Source organism: Psychrobacter immobilis (genome assembly GCF_003148585.1).
Classification (GTDB): domain Bacteria; phylum Pseudomonadota; class Gammaproteobacteria; order Pseudomonadales; family Moraxellaceae; genus Psychrobacter; species Psychrobacter immobilis.
In genome coordinates this window covers 25,348-42,104 of sequence record NZ_QGGM01000011.1, presented here as the reverse complement: position 1 = coordinate 42,104, position 16,757 = coordinate 25,348, and the positions used below count along the sequence as shown (strand labels likewise).

The window sequence follows — 16,757 nt, the reverse complement described above, 5'->3', positions numbered from 1 at the left end:
TAAATAAAAACCCACTAACGTTATAAACGCTGTGGGTTTTTTTATAAATTATAGATATCGAGGGTCGCATTTAAGCTTAATAGCAACCTAAATGGGCTGCTGCTCTCGCCACTCAATTAATGCTTTGACATCATTATGGATGCCTGTTTTTAATGCTTCTAAGCCATCATAATGTCGTTCACCATGTAAATAATGCAAAAATCGAACCTGTAAAGTTAAGCCGTATAAATCGGCATTTAATTCTGGGAAATGAACTTCCAAACGCCAATCATGTTGTTTATCGACAGAGGGTCTGGTGCCAATATTGGCTGTCCCAAAGAGGCTGTTGGAACGTAATCCTGAGATACCTGATTTGCCATCTATAGCAAGTGCCGATAAGCCATCAGCAATCACTTGCCCATCCTCGTCGAGGCTGACGACATCAACAGCAAAGATACCATGCAGGGCAGGTTTTAAACGCTGTAGGTCAACATTCGCAGTAGGGAAGTCCATGGTACGACCTATTTTATCGCCACCAACGACCATTCCTGTAATCGCATAATCGCGACCAAGTAGCGCATTAGCAGCGTCAATATCACCAGCCAATAGTAAGTCTCGAACGCGAGTAGAGCTGATACGTGCCGCTTTACCACTATCATCGATGACGGTATGTAGGTTGGTCACATCTAAGCCATAATTCCGTAAAAACTGACTGTCACCAGTACGGTCATGACCAAATTTGAAGTCATCACCCAACACCAATGCTTTGACATTTAAGCGCAGGGCTAAAAGATCCGCAAATGCTTGGGCGGATAGCGAGCGAAACTCTGCATCAAATCCTGCCACAATCAAGGTCTCAACGCCATATTCTGCTAACAAAGCTTGTTTTTCAGCGAGATTGGTGAGGCGAGCAGGCGCGGTGGCTGGTGCAAAAAATTCACGAGGCTGTGGCTCAAATATCATGATAGCAGAACCAAGATTTTGTGCATGCGCAATATCACGGACTTGTTCAAGCATTGCTTGATGACCAAGATGGACACCATCGAAGTTACCGATAGTAAGCACACAGGGCGCTAAATCTACTGGGCTAGTATTTGCAGTCAAATTACTTGGCGAGGCAATCAGTTGCTCAAGAAAATAGGTGTTCATAAATTTTCAGCTATGATAGATAAAACCAGATAAAAAACACACCCGTACCAAAATCAATGTGTTTAAAATCAGCCATTATAAAGTAAAATGACCACACTAACATCCTATAGTCTACTGACAATAAAAGTATGGCGCTATCCGCTCTGTCATCTTAAAATACCGTGATGTTTGTCCACATGCTTTTGTAATGACCCTCTGTATAGATGGATCATCTTGCAACAATTATTACTCATAGACTATTAATTAATAATTACGGAGACCTTATGTCCGTTACTGCCTTAAATGCTGTACCAGCTGTTTTGTCAGAACACTATCTCACTGATGAGTTTGTCGTGCAGCGTGCAAGTAGAGACGACTTGTCAGAGATTTTGGTGATTTACAATCAGACTATTGCAGGTAAACAAGCCACTGCCAATCTCACCCCAGTGACTTGTGAAGAGCGTGCAGATTGGTTTGATGAGCATATAAACAGTCCGACGCGTCCTATTTATGTCGTAAAAGCTATGCATAAGACCACGCAAAATTCAGCAGAAGCAGAGACAGCAACAATCGTTGCATGGGGCAGCTTTAGCGATTTATATGCACGACCGGCTTATCATATCAGCACTGAGATTAGTATCTACTTGCATCAGGATTATCACGGTCAAGGATTGGGCAGCTTATTGACATGCTGGATGTTGACACAAGCGCCAAGCCTAGGCATTCATAATGTGATCGCACTTATTTTTGCGCACAATCAGCCAAGCTTAGGATTGTTCCGTAAGCTTGGTTTTGAGCAATGGGGATACATGCCAGAAGTTTGCGATATGGAAGGGTTTATCGCTGATGTCGTGATGCTGGGTAAAGCGGTGACATCGGATGATGCTTCAGATAAGTAAGCTAAAATAGCTTAACCCAAGATCTTCCATTGACCTTCTATCTTCTGTAGCTGATAGGTCAATGGTGCAGGTTCGCTTTGTCCTTTTAACATCAGCTCCCCAATGATGGTGGCACGGGTTTTATCATCACTGTATTTAGTATCGGTAATAGTGACGCCATCGACGGTTTGCTGAAAGGCATACTGGGTTTTAGCCAGCTCTTCTTCGAAGTTTGCCATATCTACTTTATAATATCTAACGGCTTCTTTTACCTCGCCATAATACAAGCTATCTAGTGCTTGCTTGACAGTATCTTCCGGCGTACCAGCTTGGGTGGGATTGGTTACGAGGCTTTTTTGCTTGGTTGCAGAGGTGACTGGATTGATATCATCACTATCAATAACCGTTTCCTCTTTACCACTCTCACTCTCAGCCATCTGCTTGCTGTCAACTGTGCTATTCGCATCCACTGCTGACGTTTGATTAGCAGCGCTATTTTCAGCATCAACGCTTTCATCAGAAATGCCTTCAGCGATGGCTGCTGTATCTTCGGCACTATTAGCTGTCTTATCGTTATCGCTACAAGCACTTAAAAGCAGTCCAGTGCTAAGGACACTAGCAGTCAGGATAGTTGGTAAGCGTAGTAAGGTTACTCGTTTGGTTATCATTATTAGCCCTCAAATTTCATTTATTCGTTAATGGTTAATTATGGCAACTATCCGCATCATTCACTATCCATTCTCTTACTAAGCTTGTTTTGGTTTCGTAAGTGAAACTGTTTAACCATGCTTTAGCTGGCGTGGACGGAAACCAGTGGCTAGTAATACTACGCCATAAACCAGTGCTCCCACGGCACACATAATGAGCAAAGCGGCGATACGTCGCCACTGCGCATCATCGCTAGGGAAGTAAGGCAGCATGACATAAAGTATGCCAATCATAGCGCTGGTCGCAATCGCAAACTGGGTGAATAGTTTTTTCCAATGACTGCCAAAGCGGAAAATATCACGTTTATGTAAGAAGTAATATAATAAGCCTGCGTTGACAAAGGCCGCGCCCGTGGTTGCTAATGCCAAGCCGCCATGTAGTGGAATCTCTAAGAAATAAAATATACCGATAAAAATGACACTAAAAATCATATTGGCAAAGACAGAAATGATACCGATTTTTACGGGTGTTCTGGTATCTTGGCGGGCAAAAAAAGCAGGGGCAAAGATTTTAATAAGCATAAAGCCTAAAATACCACCAGCCATACTACGTAATGCGAGCGAACTCATCTGCGCATCACGTAAGGTAAATTCACCGCGCAAAAACAGTGCTTGCATCAGTACATCGGCAAGTATAAACAACGCTGCTGATGCCGGAACACCGACTAAAATGATTAAGCGTGCCGCCCAATCGATGGTTTTTTTAAAACTAACATCGTCTTTTTGCGCCTCACTTTTTGATAAACTGGGCAAAATGACTGTACCGATTGCCACGCCAATCAAGCCTAATGGCAGCTCACTCATGCGCTCTGCGGCATACAGCCAAGAAACCGAGCCGCCAATCATCAATGAGGCAAAAATGGTATTGAGCAGCAGATTAATCTGAGTGACAGAGACGCCAAAGATGGCAGGCAGCATGAGTTTTAAAATACGGCGAACGCCTTCATGCTGAAAGTCGACTTTGGGTGCGACCAGCAGCTTTTGTTGCCATAGCTGCGGTAGCTGCAGTAAGAATTGCAACAATCCTGCGATAGCGACCGCGTAGCCTAGCGCCATGATAGGAACATCGAACATAGGAGCAAAAATTAATGCGCCACCAATCATGCATAAGTTCAATAATACGGGTGCAAAGGCAGGCGCAGCAAAGCGTCCGTAGCTTTGTAAAATGCCACTGGCAAAGGCGGTCATAGAAATAAATAGCAAATAAGGAAAGGTCAGACGCAGTAATTCAGCGGTAATAGCAAATTTACCTGGTTGGTCGGCAAAACCAGGCGCGAATAAAGTCACGACCCACGGTGCCATTAAAATAACAACCACAGTAAGCATCGACAAAATTAACAGCAGAGCGCCTGAAGTACGACTGACTAAGATTTGTACCTGCTGCAAACTATATTTTTCTTTGTATTCAGATAGCACAGGGACGAAGGCTTGACTAAAAGCACCTTCTGCAAATAAACGCCGCAAAAAGTTTGGGATTTTGAAAGCGACTAAAAAGGCATCCATCAGACCACCAGCGCCAAAGACGCCTAACAATACGACATCGCGTACCAGACCTAAGATACGAGATAGCATGGTCATACTACTGACCACCATGGTTGAACGAAATAACCGACTTTTTGCCATGAGAACCTATTGTGCTAATTTGTTTAATGAAGGTTGTTTACTAAGTTGCTGCTATCAAAAAGCTGACGAATTATAGCATTTTCATAATCGAGATAAATGGATTGGATGTGGAATATGCTGTGTACAGTTAATAGAGCTTCTAGCAGGATTGACAAAATAATTATCCATATGACTTAACCCTCAAGAATGTTGGCGACCATCTCACGCAATTTTGACCATTCAAAATAATCACCGGGATCTGTTTTGCGACCAGGGGCAATATCGCTATGACCTGTTAGATGACGACGAGTTTTGGGGTAGGCGGCATAAATAGCACAGACTATTTTTGCAAGTACCTCATATTGTGCGGCGGTGAAGGACACAAAATCAGACCCTTCAAGCTCAATACCGATGCTATAATCATTACATTCAGGGCGACCCAAGTAGCTAGAGCGTCCAGCATGCCACGCGCGCTCATTAAAATTAACAAACTGAGTTATCGCGCCATCACGCTCGATAAATAAGTGAGCCGAAACCTCCGCGCCTTTAATCGTTTGAAAATAGGGATGCGCCGCCCAGTCTAGCTGATTGGTAAATAATGCTTTAACGTAATGGGTGCCGTCAGTATCAGACGCTCCGAACTCGTTCGGAGGTAGGCTGATATTATGAATAACAATAGTATCAATACTCATATCTGTTGGTCGCAGATTGCAGTTTGGTGATGCAAGGTATGTGGCGGCAGATAATCTGCCATCGTTAATCGTTATTGGTGTTATGGACATAATATTCTCTTTTATCATGATATTAATAAGTGGGCATTGACCGCTGGTTGCTAGCCATTTTTTATCAATTAATAGCCATTCTGATAATAGCTACCTTGATAACAGTAGCTTTAATAGTAACAACTTTGATAACAGCCACTTTGACTAAGATATTTCAATGATCTGGCTCGTATATGGTTTTTAAGGTTATTTTAGTGGACGATCCAATCGGCATTATCAGCCAGCCATCAATCACGCTATCGGCGTATGAATAATAACGTGCGAGGTTTACCCCATGTCTCTAAAGCCTAATTTTTTATCTGTAGATTGTACCCTAACTACTATGAGTCAACGAGCGCGTTTACCACTTGCTATTGCAGGATTGTTACTCTCTGCACAAGCGCAAGCTTTTTTGCCAACCCCAGCATCATTAGTAACGACAGGAGCATTAGCGCCTACGCCACAAGCTGCTGCAATCGCTAATAATACGCCAAATAATGCTGCTCAAGAAGACACCCAAGGGCTAGAAAAAAGTAACGCTGAGCAATTATTAGCCAAGTGGCGTGAGCAAGCAGCAACACAAAATTTAGCCCAACATACGACATGGCGACGTTTATTATATTTCTTTGATGATCAAAAAAATTTGATTGGTAAGAAAAAAGACACCAGCATGGTTGATGAGGCTGACTTTTTTTTAAGTAGGAATGGTCGGCAAGACTCGAATGCCGAGCTTGATGCGTTACTCGTCGCCCTCGCTAATGAGGTAGCGACAACGAATAATCGTACTGTCAAAAAAAATACTGCCAACATTTCGGTATTATGTCGTTTTCCAGCGCGTGTACAATGGTTGACCGATACATTAAACATTGACAAGGCGACGCTACAAGTTGACTGTCCGGAGTTGAATGAATGGATGCAGAAGATTGCCCCCGAGCAGCTCTCTATCATGTTTGCCCAAGAATATTTAGACAACCCTTTATCAGCCTTTGCTCATACCTTATTGCGTATCGACTCAAAATCGAGCTTGGCTGATCCGAGCCAGATTCATCACGCGGTTGCGCTGAATTATACGGTTGGTGGTAATCCAAAAGACAATTTTGTGGTGTATGCCATCAAGTCAATGACTGGCGGTTATGACAATCTCATTGAAATTGATCCTTATCCAGCAAGGTTGGCGAAGTATCTGCAAGAAGACGAGCGTGATGCATGGACGTATCAATTGGATTTGACTCCAGCGGAAGTACAGCAGATTATGTTGCACGTTTGGGAAACCAAAGATTTAAAATTGCCGTATTACTTCACCACAGATAACTGTGCGTCTGAGATTTTACGCTTAATTGATGTGGTGCGTCCGCAGCAGCACTTATTGAGTCAGCTGCCTTATGCGGTTATTCCTTCAGATGTCGTGCAGTTGCTTGATGATGAAGGCTTACTTGCCAGCACCAACTATACCCCTGCTGATAGCACTTTACGCCAAGCGCAGTTGAATAAGGTCAAAGAGCAGCGCGAGCAATTCGGCTATCACAACAGCGCAAAACAGACGATTAATGAGGTTAAATCTGCCCAACTCAATACGGTTTCGAGTATGTCAGCTGATGGACAGACGTTATTGCAGCCTAATATAGCAGTATCAGATAACAATCCAATAGACAGACATCCGCTGCAACTGGCTCATATGGGACTAGGGCAGCGCGGTGATAATAACTATATCGATTTGGGCTTACGAGCGGGCTATCATGATATTCTCGATCGTCCCTCAGGATTCCCACAGTTTTTTGACTTAGAAGGCGCATCTGCGACTTTGCGCCTGTACGACACCGATAATGACAAAGCCAATCAGCCAAACAGTGTGGTTTTGCAAAATGTGACATTGATTCGTGGGCGCTCATTTAATCCGGTCAATTCTGCCAAAAAAGGCAAAACGTGGGGCGCTAGCATCGAGGCGACGCGTGTGAATGATGGCTCCCAGCAAGACGGTCGCGATCATTTAGTTGGGAGCTTGGGCTATGAATCAGGTTGGTCATGGGCATTTGGCACGCCTCGCACAGGTACAGGCGAGATGCCGCCGCAGCTATGCTATACCTTTTTGTCCGGCACAGCGCAAGCAGGGCGCGGTATCAATAAAGGCTTTCGCGTTGGTGCTGGCGTCAATGCAGGCTGTCGTTATCAGATTAACAATCAGTTACGCGCGCAGGCTGAATTGCAACTGCCATATTGGTATCATGGCAGCAGCGATGAGTCTAATGCCCGTGGTCATTATTGGCAGCCGATATCAACATTAGGGCTGCAGTACGATATCGATAAAAAACAAGCGTTACGCATTAATGCCAACTACGAATGGCAAGATCGTGTTGATGCCAATGAAGACGTACAGCTGTCGTACAGACGCTATTTTTAACACTTATTACTGAAAAAATGTATAGGTTATTACAAAGATGTATAGGCAGTCATTAGAAATGTCGTTCGAATAAAGGATAAATGATGAGTACGCAAAATTTATTGATTATTGGTCAAGGTGATATTGGTTTGCCAGTCAGCAACCAGCTGGCACAGGATGGCTTGAATGTCACAGGTTTGGCTCGTGGTGAGCGCCATCATTACTCTTTGGATGATCACGCTGAATTTATGCAAGCCGATGCATTGACTCTGACGGCTGAGCAGCTGCGAGATTTTACGGCGATAGCAATTATCGTTACCCCCGATGATTATTCGACCAGTGGCTATCATAATAGCTACTTAGCAATTAGCCAGCATTTGGCAACGCTTGCGGACAAACTCACCAACCTTTCACGCATTGTTTTTATTTCATCAACGGGTGTTTATGGGCAAGATAATGGCGAATGGATTGATGACAATACTGCACCTGTGCCGCCAGCGCGTGAAGCATCGCAGGTGATATTGCAAGCAGAACAAGTCCTGCAACAAGGCTTTGGTGATAAAGCCATTATCATTCGTCCAAGTGGTATTTATGGCCGCGCGCGTATCATGCGTCTGCGTAAAGCCCGCGAGCCACAAAAGGAAGCAGTGGCAGCCGCGCATTGGAGTAATCGGATTATGGATCGCGATTTGGTCGCTATCATCGCTAACGTACTGACTATCGATGCGCCCAAGCCCCTTTATATTGCTACTGATTATGCGCCAGTCACGACTTTTGAGTTGGGCGTTTGGTTAAGTCAGCAGATCAATGAAACGCCTCCTGCTCTTGACGATAAAAAAATAGCGGTTACGGGAAAACGCTTGCACAGTAATATTCCATTAGCTTGGTTGGCATATCCTGATTGGCAAGTCGGTTACCGTGATATTTTGCGTCATCAAGAACAATATCAAGAACAATATCAAGAGTAATATTCCAGTTTGATTTAATTAGAATTGTTTTATATTTTATAGCCTATGGAGATTTCATGACCCAGCCTTCCACTTCTGACACTCATTTACCCAGTGCTGATATTACAGCAGTAGGCGGTACAATTTCAGAAGGCAATGCTGAGCAGTCGTCTATTTTGCCAGATAGTACCCAACCTGCGATTGTACATCCTAATTTTGACCCGAGTCGCTTGGCACTTGATCCTGCCAGACCCTTGAGCGATATTCCAGAACCTGCTAGGCGCTTAAATGGTCAATTGCAACGACTCTATGGTCGCTCTGCGCGTTTTTACCAGCCTAAAGAACACAGCTTGTCAAAATGGTCGCTGATTGCTTCAGAAGTACTGGGCGAGCATCTGTCATTACTGCGGGCAGCAGAGCTTGTCGAGTTTCCAGCCAGCTTTTATCACAATCACAGCGCGCAACCATTATTATCATCATTAAATAGTATGACTTTGCTCGACATGGCCGATATTCAGCAGGCGCTTCGTGCTTATCCAAAACTGCATCGTTACGGTTTTGCACTGAATGGCTCTTCTGTAAGTACCGATACGAGCGTTAGTAGTAATGCTAAAAACAAACAGGCTTCTTTCCGTGCATTGACCAAACGTTATAACCCAGATGAGTTGCTTAACAGTGTTTACGCCGAAGATTGGCAGGTAGTGTTGCAGCCGCAGCAATTTGAGACAGGCGAGGGCAGTTTGGCTACTGACATTATGGCGTGTAGCGTCGCTGTCCATGCATTGAGGCAGTGCGAGACACGCAAAAGTATCAATCACCGCTATAGCGCCGCGCAAATCTGTCAGCACATACGCAGTTATCTACTGAGTCAAATCATTTGTGAGCCATCGCAGCGTCATGCATACCGTCAAATACGCATTTTCACAGGGCATGTTATTGTTGCCGCGTATCATTTAGGTTGGGAGATACAAGTGAGCGATGACGGTCAGTGTTATTTTAATCTCTCATCGCGCAGTGGCCTATTGACTCGTTATCCTAACATGCAGGATTACGACATCAATGGTTGGTCAAGCTGATCAATAATGCGTACAATAACGCCAATTTTTTGCTCTTCTTTTTGTCAATAGGAACGCTTCCATGCTTAATGCCTCAATGCCTAATGCGCAACACCCTTCTTTCTCCTCACATCAATTTATCCAACTGGCTTTAGACAATCAAGTTCTCAAATTTGGCGAGTTTGTCCTCAAGTCTGGTCGCATCAGTCCGTATTTTTTTAATGCAGGCTTGCTGGCGTCAGGTGAGATGTTGTCGTTGCTCGCGTGTGGTTATGCTGATGCCTTGGCTGAGCAAATGGCTGCTAGTCATAACGGTACAGATGAGCAGGAGCTGGTGATATTTGGGGCAGCGTATAAAGGTATTCCTTTTGTGGCAGCAACCGCGCAAGCTTTATGGATTCATCATGGTATCAATGCCAAGTGGGGCTATAATCGTAAAGAAGCCAAAACTCATGGCGAAGGTGGCAACTTAGTAGGCGCTGACGTTAGTGGTAAAGCAGTCTGGGTACTCGATGATGTCATTACCGCTGGTACGGCGATGCGCGAAGTGGTTGAGATTTTAGAGCAAGCAGGCGCTAGCGTTGCTGGTATTATCGTTGCCCTTGACCGTAAAGAAAAAGGTCAGGCTGAGCATTCTGCTATTCAAGAGTTGGCGTCGACATTAGAGGTACCAGTGCGTGCACTCGTCGATATCGATGATTTAATCAGTTATTTGGCAGATGACCATGGCGTACAAAGCGGTCAGCATAAAGACGCGACCCAACTTGCCAAGATGCAACATTATCGCGCGCAGTACGGCGTATAGTTGGGCACTGAGTTCGAAGCTGTTCTACATTAATAATATAACGTAAGTGAGCTTTATCATGAGCCAAGCAAATCAAAAAAAATCGTTAAATATACTCGTTATTATGGATCCTATCGAGCAGGTTAATTATAAAAAAGACACGACCCTTGCGATGATGTGGTCGGCACAAGACCGTGGGCACAGCCTTGGCTATTGTCAGATTCATGATTTGTGGTTGGATCGTGGGCAACTGATGGTTGATACGCAGCCAGTGACCGTCAAGCGTGATCCTAAAGATTTTTATACATTAGGGGATAAAGCGACAGCGGCAATCAGCGACTATGACGTGGTGTTGATGCGTAAAGATCCGCCGTTTGACATGCGTTTTATTTATGCCACTTATATGCTTGATCATGCCAAAGCTGCAGGTGTACTAGTGGTCAATGACCCACAAGCGATACGTGATTGTAATGAAAAGCTCTTTGCCACGTGGTTTAGCGATTATATGAGCCCAACGATTGTGACCAGTAAACAGGCGCATATTCGCAAGTTTATCGCTGAGCAGCAAGACGTCATTGTTAAGCCATTAGATGGTATGGGCGGTACGGGTATTTTCCGCTTGACCGCAGATAGTCCAAATATCGGCGTCACGCTTGAGGTTTTAACCGAGCTTGAAACCTTGCCGATTATGGCACAGCGTTATTTACCAGAGATCAAAGAAGGCGATAAGCGCGTGTTGATCGTTGATGGTGAAGTGGTTGATTATAGCTTGGCGCGTATTCCTACCAAAGGCGAGACCCGTGGTAATCTTGCGGCGGGTGGTAGCGGTGTTGCGATGCCGCTCACCGATATCGAACGTCAAGTGGCAGAAGTCGTGGCACCTATTGTTAAAGAAAAAGGTCTAATGTTCGTCGGACTTGATTTAATCGGCGGTCGTATTACCGAGATTAATGTCACCAGCCCAACGTGTGTACGTGAGATTGATGATCAATGCGGTACAGATATTGCGACCGATTTTATCATCGCCATTGAGAATAAAGTAGCAGTTTGCGCAACACTGTAAGGATAGAGTGATTTATCACTAAGCTATGCGCACAATACTTAAAAAACAGTGTGCTAAGATAGATTGATAAACAGCATCTTTTCATAGCGCATAAAAAGGCGATAAAACGTCATTTATAAACGATGCTTTTATGATTTTTCGATAGTATTTATAAAAGCCAAGTCGTGATTGCTCGCGGCTTGGATTTTTGTTATTGACAGTGCATAAAGTGCTATATATCAGCCAACGATTTACACTATACTATGCGAGATTTTATAGGGTCATTATTGGCTGATAACTAAGATGATCATAGGATAATAAGTCCTTCATATAAATAAAGAAAAGATAGGCAGGCGTTCATGAAAGCACCGCATATATTAATGATGGCCGCGGGTACTGGTGGGCATGTGTTCCCAGCACTGGCAGTGGCTGAGGAATTGACTCAGCGTGGTGCGGTTATTCATTGGCTAGGAACGCCAAATGGTATGGAAAATGGCTTGGTTGCACCGACTGGTTATCCTTTTCATGCGATTGAGATGCAGGGTTTACGCGGTAAAGGAATCGGGCGTTTATTAAAGTTGCCAGTGACTTTATTGTCAGCGACGATGGCAGTTATAAAGGTGATTCGTAGTAATCAAATTGACATAGTTGTCGGTTTTGGTGGTTATGTGACTGCGCCCGGCGGTATCGCCGCACGTCTGACCAATACGCCTCTGATTATCCATGAACAAAATGCCATTGCAGGCATGAGTAATCGCTACCTATCCAAGATTGCAACCAAGGTGCTGCAAGCATTTGAGGATACCTTTGCCAATAGTGCACAGGATGCTAAGCTTGAAACGGTGGGTAACCCAGTACGCAATGCCATCACTGGTGTCTCTGAACCGACGGTGCGTTATGATGTTAATGACAACTCACCGCTCAAATTGTTGGTGGTGGGTGGCTCACTTGGTGCACAAGCCTTAAACGACACTGTGCCAAAAGCGCTGGCATTGCTCAATCAGCCTTTTGAAGTGCGTCACCAATGCGGGCGTAACAATGAGGCTGCCACACAAGCGGCTTACGATGAGCAAGATTTGAGTATGCACAAGTTTGTGGTACAGCCTTTCATCGACGATATGGCCGCCGCTTATAATTGGGCAGATGTTATTGTTTGCCGAGCAGGCGCATTGACGGTTACGGAAATCCAGAACGTTGGTATTGCCGCAATTTTTGTACCGCTGCCGCACGCGGTAGATGACCATCAGACTGCTAATGCCCGCACGTTAACCTCACACGATGCGGCGATTTTGTTACCGCAGTCTGAGTTGACAGCGCAGCGTTTGAGCAATGAGCTTGCTGCCCTTAATCGAGAGAAGTGCCTAGCGATGGCCAAAAAAGGCCATGCCCTTGCCAATCGAAGTGCGAGCAAGCAAGTTGCTGATATTATTTGGCAAACGCTGTAGCCTATATTCTTATAGCTGAATGTTTTTATTACCAATTATTTTGATACACTAAATTTTATTAGCCTTTAATAAAGAGAAGCCCTATGTCTAACCCTGCGAAAGCTCTACCTAAGCGTTTGATTGAAATACCAGAAATGCGTCGTATTCAGCATTTGCATTTTGTCGGTATTGGTGGTTCGGGGATGTGTGGTATCGCGGAGGTGATGAACAATCAAGGCTATCAAGTAAGTGGTTCTGATATTGCTGAGAGCTTAGTGACCAAACGTTTGGCACAGATTGGTATTGATATTGCGATCGGTCACGACTCCAAAAATATTGCCAATGCTGATGTCATCGTTGTATCGTCAGCGATTGATCGCAGCAACCCTGAAGTAAAAGCGGCACTAGAAGCGCGTTTGCCGGTGGTACGCCGTGCCGATATGCTGGGCGAGTTGATGCGTTATCGTCACGGTATCGCTGTTGCTGGCGCTCATGGCAAAACCACGACGACCAGTTTGTTGACTACCATGATGGCAGAAGGGCAACTCGATCCTACCTACGTGATCGGCGGTAAGCTGAATGCATCTGGTAAAAATGCTGCGCTGGGTAGCAGTCGTTTCTTGGTGGCAGAAGCCGATGAGTCTGATGCGTCGTTTTTATCGTTACATCCGATGGCCGCGATTGTCACCAATATCGATCAAGACCATATGGAAACGTATGAGAATAGTTTTGATAAATTAAAAGCCGCTTATATTCAGTTTTTGCAAAATATGCCGTTTTATGGCTTAGCTGTGGTGTGCGGTGACGACCCGGAATTGTATGCCATGATTGATGATATTGGTCGTCCCGTACTGACTTTTGGACTTGAGCCTTTTAACGACGTTCAAGCCATCGACTTGGTGACGGAAGGCACGAAAACTCACTTCACGGTACTGCGCCGTGACCGTGAACCTTTACGTTTGACCCTCAACATTCCTGGTACTCACAACGTTTATAACGCACTTGCTGCTATTACCATGGCGACTGATGAAGGGGTCGATGACGAAGCGATCAAACGCGCTCTGCAAAAATTTGAAGGCGTTGGTCGCCGTTTTGAGCAGCATGCTTCTGTCAGCCTTGATGAGGGTAATGTTTTATTGATTGACGATTATGGTCATCACCCAAAAGAAGTCGATGCCACCATTAAAGCTGCGCGTCAAAGTTTCCCTGAACGTCGTTTGGTAATGATGTTTCAGCCGCACCGTTATAGTCGTACCCGCGATTGCTTTGATGATTTTGTCGAAGTACTCTCCAGCGTTGACGAATTATTATTATTAGACGTATATTCAGCAGGTGAAAGCCCAATTACTGGCGCTGATACCAAGTCATTGGCACGTAGTATTCGGTTGCGCGGTGAAGTTGAACCGACGATTATTGACAAGGACAATTTAGCTCCTGTCATGCAGCGTTTATTGAAAGCCAATGACATGCTCATTACTCAAGGTGCAGGTAATGTAGGGCAGATCGCTGTCGACTTGGCTGCCAATAACCTTTACATTAAGTAAGCTAAAAAATTCTAGGAACGATCTTCATGACGACTGATACTAAAGAAAATACCAGCACTCAAAATTCAGATAATTTAGAGAGCAATGATGCCACTCTAAACACGACGACCAGTGATGCAAAAGATGCCAGACAGTTTGGTAAAGTGGCGGTTGTCTATGGCGGCAGTAGCAATGAACGCAGCGTGTCATTAGACAGTGGTGCTGCCGTATTGCAGGCGCTACAAAACCAAGGCGTTGATGCCACTCATTTCGACCCTAAGCATCAAGACATCACAGAGCTACGTGAGTATGATCGGGTGTTCAATGTGTTGCATGGTCGCGGCGGCGAGGATGGTTTGTTACAAGGTGTGCTGCAATGGTTTGATATTCCGCAGACGGGTTCAGGCATTCTGGCATCAGCGCTGGGTATGGATAAGGTTCGTACCAAGCAATTGTGGCAAGGTTGTGGGTTAGCAACCGCGCCATTTTCATTGTTAACAGCTGAAACTGACTGGCAGCAAGTGGTCAACATGCTAGGTCTACCACTTATTATTAAGCCCGTTCATGAAGGCTCCAGTATTGGTATGACTAAGGTCAACAATCTGGACGAGTTGCCAGCGGCTTATGCCACGGCGGTACAGTGCGGTGATGCGGTCATGGCTGAGCGCTGGATTACCGGTCGCGAGTTCACGATTGTTATTATCGACGATGAAGCCTATCCAGTCATTCGTCTTGAACCCGCTGATATTACCAACTTCTACGATTTTGAAGCCAAGTATAATCGTAATGATACCAGTTACTATATCCCCTGTGGTCTGAGCGCTGCTGACGAAAAGCATTTACAAGATCTGAGCCTTTCAGCGTTCCGTGCCGTTGATGCCAAAGGCTGGGGACGCATCGATGCTATGCAAGATGAAGCAGGCAACTTCTGGTTGCTTGAAATCAATACAGTGCCAGGCATGACCAGCCATAGCTTGGTTCCGATGGCAGCCAAGGCTCGAGGTATGGACTTTGATGCATTGTGCTGGCATATTTTAGCGCAGACATTAGAGTGATTTGTTTAGCAGTCATTGCTTAAACAGTGATTTAGCAACGATACTTTTTAATATTGTTCATTTTTTAACATTGTTCATAATGCTATTGATATTTATTGAGACAGTTGTCATTGATAAGCTGTCTCAATAAACCAGTGACAAAACTTATGAATGATTAGAGTTAAATTTTTCTTATAGCCTGAGAATACTACTAGACGAGAACGGGTTAATGTATCACTAGAGCTGCTATACCACAGCGTCATGTAAACTTGTGTAAATTCGTTGTCACTAGTAGGGGTTAAGCTATTGTTTAACCATAAAATACGTTAATATTGTAATTATAGGTCTGTTTTAGTAATATTTCTGTTTTCTATGAACATAGCCCATAAGTTATTCATAAATTAAGAAAAATGTTACGTTTAAATGAGCATAATGTCATCCTATAAATCGTTTTAGTAAAATATTTTGATAATATGTCAACTTAATAGGCTTCTGCAAAAATATGCAGAGTTACATTTATAAATAGCATGATCAGTTTTATGCAAATATAGGGACAAAGGTCGTTATGGCTCAAACTGTCAACGAGGTAACTGACTTGATGAGTGATAAAACCCGTCGCCCAAACTCTAAGTTCCAAGTACCGACTTCGCTCAAATATTTTTTTATGGTATTGGTACTAGGGTTGCTCGTACTGATATTGATAATGGGTGGAAAAGCGTTGCGTGATGCACCGCCAGCTTCTATCCATGTGAATAATCAGGGTTTGACCGTTACCCAATATCGCGCATTGCAACAGGTTATGAATCAACAAAAGGTAAGCAGCTTTTTTACCTCTGATTTGCAAGCGTTAAGAGATATTACGACGGGTCTGGCTTGGGTTGATCAGGTCAGTATTTCTCGTGATTGGCAACGGGGCATAGTCGTTACCGCATTACCTAAGCAAGCGGTTGCTAATTTTGGTACAGAGCGTTTGGTGGATGCAAAAGGTGCGGTTTTTGTCCCTGCTGATAGTAAAGATCTGACGCAAGAACGCTTTGCCACCTTACAAGGTGAGATAACGCAAGCCCCAGTTATCATGCAGCAAATGCAGCAAGTTAACGACTGGTATGCGCCACTTGGTATGCAAGTCGAAGATATTATCCTGTCACCAAGAATGACTTGGCTGATTCGTTTTGACAATGGACTGCGTGTGATTGTTGATAACGAGAATACTGCGCAAAAGCTGCTGAGTTTAAGTCAGCTGCTCGGCAATCAGTTAAGTGAGCGTCGAGGCGAAATACAGTCTGTAGATTTGCGCTATAAAAATGGTTTTACCATTGCTTGGGATATGGCACAGCCAAAAATTGATGAAGCAAAATAACAATAGATAGCATAAACAAAAACTGGTTAGCATTTTAGTTTGAGCTATTTTGATAGTTTGTAGCACAGAATATACAACATCATAGCGTGTTGATAACGCTTTTTTTAATGATCTAATGGAGACGTCATTTGGTCTCCTGTTTAGCGATAATTTGTC

14 protein-coding genes are annotated in these 16,757 nt (G+C 44.3%); 10 read left to right on the top strand and 4 right to left on the bottom strand.

The genetic code is table 11. The features are described 5' to 3' along the window. Positions 1–87 precede the first annotated feature (87 nt). Positions 88–1,128 (bottom strand): riboflavin biosynthesis protein RibF, encoded by a 1,041-nt coding sequence (ribF, locus tag C8D84_RS09530; protein WP_109591743.1) that lies wholly within the window; start codon positions 1,126–1,128, stop codon positions 88–90. A 263-nt stretch (positions 1,129–1,391) separates the two neighbouring features. Here ribF and C8D84_RS09525 point away from each other — a divergent pair, with 263 nt between their 5' ends. Beyond that, positions 1,392–2,006 (top strand): GNAT family N-acetyltransferase, encoded by a 615-nt coding sequence (locus C8D84_RS09525; RefSeq protein ID WP_109591741.1) that lies wholly within the window; start codon positions 1,392–1,394, stop codon positions 2,004–2,006. Positions 2,007–2,017: 11 nt separating this feature from the next. On the opposite strand, the gene C8D84_RS09520 is transcribed toward C8D84_RS09525, so the two are convergent. The 3 genes from C8D84_RS09520 to ampD all read right to left on the bottom strand — a co-directional run bounded on the left by C8D84_RS09520 (position 2,018) and on the right by ampD (position 5,076). Continuing rightward, complete coding sequence (locus tag C8D84_RS09520; protein ID WP_109591739.1) at positions 2,018–2,653, bottom strand: hypothetical protein; 636 nt, start codon at positions 2,651–2,653, stop codon at positions 2,018–2,020. 111 nt (positions 2,654–2,764) lie between these two features. Then, positions 2,765–4,315, bottom strand: a complete 1,551-nt coding sequence (murJ, locus tag C8D84_RS09515; protein WP_109591737.1) for a murein biosynthesis integral membrane protein MurJ — start codon at positions 4,313–4,315, stop codon at positions 2,765–2,767. A 173-nt stretch (positions 4,316–4,488) separates the two neighbouring features. Beyond that, positions 4,489–5,076, bottom strand: coding sequence for a 1,6-anhydro-N-acetylmuramyl-L-alanine amidase AmpD (gene ampD, locus C8D84_RS09510; protein ID WP_109591735.1), 588 nt, complete (start codon positions 5,074–5,076; stop codon positions 4,489–4,491). Positions 5,077–5,350: 274 nt separating this feature from the next. Here ampD and C8D84_RS09505 point away from each other — a divergent pair, with 274 nt between their 5' ends. The 9 genes from C8D84_RS09505 to C8D84_RS09465 all read left to right on the top strand — a co-directional run bounded on the left by C8D84_RS09505 (position 5,351) and on the right by C8D84_RS09465 (position 16,601). Then, positions 5,351–7,453, top strand: coding sequence for an Lnb N-terminal periplasmic domain-containing protein (locus C8D84_RS09505; protein ID WP_109591733.1), 2,103 nt, complete (start codon positions 5,351–5,353; stop codon positions 7,451–7,453). A gap of 83 nt (positions 7,454–7,536) precedes the next feature. Beyond that, positions 7,537–8,400 (top strand): SDR family oxidoreductase, encoded by an 864-nt coding sequence (locus tag C8D84_RS09500; RefSeq protein ID WP_109591731.1) that lies wholly within the window; start codon positions 7,537–7,539, stop codon positions 8,398–8,400. A gap of 56 nt (positions 8,401–8,456) precedes the next feature. Further along, a complete protein-coding gene (locus C8D84_RS09495) occupies positions 8,457–9,455 on the top strand; it encodes a hypothetical protein (RefSeq protein ID WP_109591729.1) in 999 nt (332 codons plus the stop codon). A 61-nt stretch (positions 9,456–9,516) separates the two neighbouring features. After that, positions 9,517–10,239, top strand: a complete 723-nt coding sequence (gene pyrE, locus C8D84_RS09490; protein ID WP_372886432.1) for an orotate phosphoribosyltransferase — start codon at positions 9,517–9,519, stop codon at positions 10,237–10,239. A 58-nt stretch (positions 10,240–10,297) separates the two neighbouring features. Then, positions 10,298–11,281 carry a glutathione synthase gene (gshB, locus tag C8D84_RS09485; protein ID WP_109591727.1) on the top strand — a complete coding sequence of 328 codons (984 nt, stop codon included), beginning with the start codon at positions 10,298–10,300 and terminating at the stop codon, positions 11,279–11,281. A gap of 338 nt (positions 11,282–11,619) precedes the next feature. After that, positions 11,620–12,705, top strand: coding sequence for an undecaprenyldiphospho-muramoylpentapeptide beta-N-acetylglucosaminyltransferase (murG, locus tag C8D84_RS09480; protein WP_060491766.1), 1,086 nt, complete (start codon positions 11,620–11,622; stop codon positions 12,703–12,705). Between the two features lie 83 nt (positions 12,706–12,788). Further along, positions 12,789–14,228: a UDP-N-acetylmuramate--L-alanine ligase gene (murC, locus tag C8D84_RS09475; RefSeq protein ID WP_087814065.1), complete on the top strand. Its 1,440-nt coding sequence runs from the start codon at positions 12,789–12,791 to the stop codon at positions 14,226–14,228. 26 nt (positions 14,229–14,254) lie between these two features. After that, complete coding sequence (locus tag C8D84_RS09470) at positions 14,255–15,262, top strand: D-alanine--D-alanine ligase (protein ID WP_109591725.1); 1,008 nt, start codon at positions 14,255–14,257, stop codon at positions 15,260–15,262. Positions 15,263–15,806: 544 nt separating this feature from the next. Continuing rightward, positions 15,807–16,601: a cell division protein FtsQ/DivIB gene (locus C8D84_RS09465; protein WP_045444168.1), complete on the top strand. Its 795-nt coding sequence runs from the start codon at positions 15,807–15,809 to the stop codon at positions 16,599–16,601. The last annotated feature ends 156 nt before the right edge of the window (positions 16,602–16,757 follow it).